General features: G+C 69.3%; 5 protein-coding genes and 1 pseudogene. All 6 read left to right on the top strand.

Annotation, left to right across the window (positions count from 1 at the left end):
* Nucleotides 1-315, top strand: a pseudogene (locus tag QZ483_RS12625) (serine kinase); the annotation flags it as partial.
* 119 nt (nucleotides 316-434) lie between these two features.
* Nucleotides 435-2,426, top strand: coding sequence for a threonine--tRNA ligase (gene thrS, locus QZ483_RS12620; RefSeq protein ID WP_297084536.1), 1,992 nt, complete (start codon nucleotides 435-437; stop codon nucleotides 2,424-2,426).
* Nucleotides 2,426-2,980, top strand: a complete 555-nt coding sequence (locus tag QZ483_RS12615; RefSeq protein ID WP_297084533.1) for an HIT domain-containing protein — start codon at nucleotides 2,426-2,428, stop codon at nucleotides 2,978-2,980. The genes thrS and QZ483_RS12615 overlap by 1 nt, the downstream gene beginning before the upstream one ends.
* Before the next feature lie 7 nt (nucleotides 2,981-2,987).
* The gene (pgsA, locus tag QZ483_RS12610; RefSeq protein WP_367117112.1) at nucleotides 2,988-3,791 is read left to right on the top strand and encodes a phosphatidylinositol phosphate synthase; all 804 of its coding nucleotides are present in this window, start codon (nucleotides 2,988-2,990) and stop codon (nucleotides 3,789-3,791) included.
* Between the two features lie 4 nt (nucleotides 3,792-3,795).
* Nucleotides 3,796-4,683, top strand: coding sequence for a phosphatidylinositol mannoside acyltransferase (locus QZ483_RS12605; protein ID WP_297084531.1), 888 nt, complete (start codon nucleotides 3,796-3,798; stop codon nucleotides 4,681-4,683).
* The coding region (locus QZ483_RS12600; RefSeq protein WP_297084529.1) for a glycosyltransferase family 4 protein at nucleotides 4,680-5,005 on the top strand (326 nt) is incomplete at its 3' end. The genes QZ483_RS12605 and QZ483_RS12600, both read left to right, overlap by 4 nt.

Genomic DNA, 5,005 nt, shown 5'->3' with positions numbered 1-5,005 from the left:
GCGACCGATCCCACGAGAGTCGTCGCGCTGATCGACCTCGACACGCTGGGGCCGGGACGTGCGATCGACGACTGCGCGTGCATGATCGCGCACCTGCTCGTGCTGCCGGAGCTCGACGGAACCGGCTACGCGCACGTGCCCCGCGAGGCGCACAGCCTGTACCGGGCGTTCGCTGCGCGGCACGACGAGGGCGAGCTGCGGGCCCGCGTCGCCGCGAACGTGCTCTCTCTCGCCGCCGGGACCGACGATGCCGCGCACGCGCAGGCGTGGCTCGAGACCGCTGAAGCGGTCGCCGAGCGCCGCCTGCTCACCTGACCCGCGCATCGGCTTGCCCTGGGGGCCGATGCGCGCTTGCCTTCGCGAGGATCGGTAGCATCGTGGGGTGACCCGCGCGCATTCGCGCGCACGCGCAGAACCAACAGAGGAGACACCCGGTGCCGAGCATCAACGTGACCGTCGACGGCGACCAGCGACAGGTCGAGTCGACGACGACGGGCACCGACCTCTACGGCGAGCGTCGGGAGGTCCTGGTCATGCGCGTCGACGGAGCGCTGTGGGACCTCGACCGGGAGCTGCCGGACGGAGCCGTCGTCGAGGCGGTCACCATCGATGAGCCCGACGGGCTGATGGTGCTGCGTCACTCGACCGCGCACGTGCTCGCGCAGGCGGTGCAGCAGGTCAACCCCGACGCCAAGCTCGGCGTGGGCCCGCCCATCGAGAACGGCTTCTACTACGACTTCGACGTCGCCGAGCCGTTCACCCCGCAGGACCTCAAGGCGCTCGAGAAGGCGATGCAGCGCATCGTCAAGGAGGGCCAGTCGTTCCAGCGCCGCGAGGTGAGCCGCGACGAGGCACTCGCCGAGCTGGGTTCGGAGCCCTACAAGTGCGAGCTGCTGACCCACGACACCGAGGGTGCCGAGGGTGCGTCGGTCGAGATCGGCGAGGGTGAGATCACGATCTACGACAACGTGCGCCGCAACGGCGACGTCGCATGGAAGGACCTCTGCCGCGGGCCGCACGTGCCCAGCACCAGGGTGCTGGCCAACGGGTGGTCGCTCATGCGCTCGGCGGCCGCGTACTGGAAGGGCTCCGAGAAGAACCCGCAGCTGCAGCGCGTCTACGGCACCGCGTGGGCGACCAAGGAGGACCTGGTCGCGTACAAGGAGCGCCTGGCCGAGGCCGAGCGCCGTGATCACCGCCGGCTCGGCAGCGAGCTCGACCTGTTCTCGTTCCCCGACCAGATTGGCTCAGGACTCGCGGTCTTCCACCCGAAGGGCGGCATCATCCGTCACGAGATGGAGGAGTACTCGCGCCAGCGCCACATCGACGCGGGCTACGAGTTCGTCTACTCGCCCCACGCGACCAAGGCGCAGCTGTTCGAGACCTCGGGCCACCTCGACTGGTACGCCGAGGGCATGTACCCGCCCATGCACCTCGACGAGGAGCGCGACAGCAAGGGCAACGTCACCCGGCAGGGGCAGGACTACTACCTCAAGCCCATGAACTGCCCCATGCACAACCTGATCTTCGACGCGCGCGGGCGCTCCTACCGGGAGCTGCCCTTGAGGCTGTTCGAGTTCGGCACGGTGTACCGCTACGAGAAGTCGGGCGTGGTGCACGGACTGACCCGTGCGCGCGGCTTCACCCAGGACGATGCCCACATCTATTGCACGCGCGAGCAGATGCGCGACGAGCTCGAGTCGCTGCTGACCTTCGTGCTGAACCTGCTCAAGGACTACGGCCTCGACGACTTCTACCTCGAGCTGTCGACCCGCAACCCCGACAAGTCGGTGGGCTCGGACGAGATCTGGGAGGAGGCGACCGAGACTCTGCGCGAGGTCGCCGAGGGCTCAGGTCTCGAGCTGGTGCCTGATCCGGGCGGCGCGGCGTTCTACGGACCCAAGATCTCGGTGCAGACGCGCGATGCGATCGGTCGTTCCTGGCAGATGTCGACCATTCAGCTCGACTTCAACCTGCCCGAGCGCTTCGAGCTCGAGTACACCGCGCCGGACAACACCCGTCAGCGCCCCGTGATGATCCACCGCGCGCTGTTCGGCTCGATCGAGCGCTTCTTCGCGATCCTCACGGAGCACTACGCCGGCGCGTTCCCGGTGTGGCTGGCGCCGGTGCAGGTGCGGGCCATCCCCGTCGCGGACGCGTTCGACGACTACCTGCAGGAGATCGTCGATCAGCTGCGCGACCAGGGAATCCGCGCGGAGCTCGACGCCTCGGACGAGCGCTTCCCCAAGAAGATCCGCACGGCGTCGAAGGAGAAGGTGCCCTTCGTGCTGATCGCCGGTGGCGAGGACGCCGAGGCAGGCGCCGTGTCGTTCCGGTTCCGCGACGGCTCCCAGGACAACCAGATCCCCGTGGCCGATGCGGTCAAGCGCATCGTCGAGGCCGTGCGGACCAAGGCGCAGGTCTGATGCCGGACGTTGTCGACGGCGACATGATGGGCGGGCGCCCGGACGGCTTCGAGCGACTGTGGACCCCGCACCGCATGGCGTACATCGAGGACGCGAAGGACCGCCCCGCGTACGAGAAGGGATCGGGCTGCCCGCTGTGCGCGAAACTCGAGCATCCGGATCGCGAGGCGCTCGTCGTGCACCGCGGCGAGCACTGCTACGTGGTGCTGAACCTCTTCCCGTACAACCCGGGTCATCTGATGGTGTGTCCCTACCGCCACATCGGCTGGTACACCGAGGCGACGGACGCCGAGCGCGACGAGATGGGCGTCCTCACCCAGACCGCCATGCGCGTGCTGACCTCCGTCTCGGGCACCCAGGGCTTCAACATCGGCATGAACCAGGGAGCCGTCGGAGGTGCCGGCATCTCGGAGCACCTCCACCAGCATGTGGTGCCACGCTGGATGGGCGACTCGAACTTCCTGCCGATCATCGGCAAGACCAAGGCGGTCCCGCAGCTGCTCGACGACACCTGGAGTCGAGTGAGCGAGGCGTGGGAATCGCAGGAGGGCTAGGACACCGATGTTCGGCAAGCTGCGACCGTACATGGCCGCGATCTGGCAGGCGCCCGCCAAGGGCCTGCTGCGCATGGGCGTGCACCCCAACGCCGTCACCATCACGGGCACGATCGGGGTGGTGTTCGGGGCGTGCTTCTTCTTCCCGCAGGGCGGCATCATGCTGTTCTGGGGCGTCATGGTGGTCACGTTCTTCGTCGTGACGGACATGCTCGACGGCACCATGGCGCGCCTGTCCGGCAAGACGTCGCGGCTCGGCGCGTACCTGGACTCCACGCTGGATCGGGTGGCCGATGCGGCGATCTTCGGAGCGCTCGTGTGGACGTTCCGCACGGATGACCCGAACACCGCTCTCGCGGCGCTCCTGTGCCTGACGCTCGGGTCCTTCGTGCCGTATGCACGGGCGAAGGCCGAGTCTCTGGGCGTCGCGGCGTCCGGGGGCATCGCCGAGCGCTCGGACCGGCTCGTGATCGGGCTGACCGCGACCGGATTCGTGGGGCTCGGCCTGCCGCTGTGGGTGCTCACCTGGACCCTGTACCTGCTTGCGGCCGCCGCCGCGATCACGGTGGTGCAGCGCTCGATGGCCGTGGTGCGCGCCAACCGCGAGGACCTGCGGGATCACGAGGACCACCACCGAGACTCCCTGGACTACGCCGACCACCCCGAGCACCACCCGGGAGAGCCTGCCTCCGAGCGTGCCCCCGAGCCGGCTTCAGAGTCGGGCTCCGAGCCGGCCTCCGAGTCGAGCTCCGCATCGGCCGCCGAGCCTGCCTCCGCGCCAGACCACTCCGAGAGCCGGGACGGCGCCTGAGCCCATGAACGCCTTCCTCACTGCGTGGCGCGTCGCGCCGCGCGTCCCTCTCCCTGTGCTCCGGGGCGCGTGCAGCGCTTTCGCGTGGGCGGCCTGGGCGAGGCAGGGGCGCGTCGCGAAGCGGCTCGAGGACAACCTTCACCGCGTGACCGGTTTCGAGGGCAGGCGGCTCCGGCGGCTGTCGCGCCGCGCATTCGCGTCGACCGCGCGCTACTACTCCGAAGTCTTCGAGATGGAGCGCATGACCCCTGAGCAGTTCGACGCGCGCCTGCGCATCGAGGACATCACGGTCGCGCACGGCGCTCTCAACTCGGGGAGCGCGGCCGTGGGAGTGCTGTCGCATTCGGGCAACTGGGACATCGTCGGCGGCTACGCCGCGCGCCACATCATTCCCGTCGTTGCCGTCGCGGAGATCCTGAAGCCGCGCCAGGTCTTCGACGAGTTCGTCGCCATGCGCGAGAGCGTCGGCATGACAATCCTCGGCCACGAGGGAGGCGCCACGTTCCGCAAGCTGCTCAGGATCGCCGCAGGCGAGCGAGCGCTGCTGTGCCTCGTGGCCGATCGCGACATCTCCGGCTCCGGCATCGAGGTGGACATGTGGGGCCAGCGGGTCAAGGTCGCCCCCGGGCCCGCGGCGGTCTGCGGTGCGACCGGGGTGCCGCTCGTTCCGATCATGTCGTACTACGAGCGCCTCCACGGTGCGCGACGCAGGGCCGCGGGATCCAAGTGGGGGGTCGTCCTGCAGTTCGGCGAGCCGCTGGATCCGGCCGACTTCCCCAAGGAGACCAGGGTCCAGGAGCTGTCCCAGGCCTGGGCGACATGGATGGCCGCGCGGATCAAGGAGCGGCCGCAGGACTGGCACATGCTGCAGCGCTTCGGGTGGGTCGAGTGAAGGTCGGGATCGTGTGCCCGTACTCCCTCGACAGGCCCGGGGGAGTGCAGCTGCACGTCATGGACCTGACCGAGGCGCTCCAGGCGCGTGGCCACGAGGTCTCCGTGATCGCGCCCGCGGCCCCAGAGACCCCGGTGCCCGACTACGTGCGCACCGCTGGGCGGTCGATCCCGGTGCGGTACAACGGCTCGACCGCGCGCATCAAGTTCGGCATGATCGCGGCGATGCGGGTGCGCGCCTGGCTGCGCGACGGCGACTTCGACGTCGTCCACCTGCACGAGCCCGGCACGCTGTCACTGTCCGTCATCGCGATGTGGGCGCG

Source organism: uncultured Demequina sp. (genome assembly GCF_913055775.1).
Classification (GTDB): Bacteria; Actinomycetota; Actinomycetes; order Actinomycetales; family Demequinaceae; genus Demequina.
Note: the sequence above shows the minus strand (reverse complement) of the source record. Positions and strands in the feature narration are given on the sequence as shown.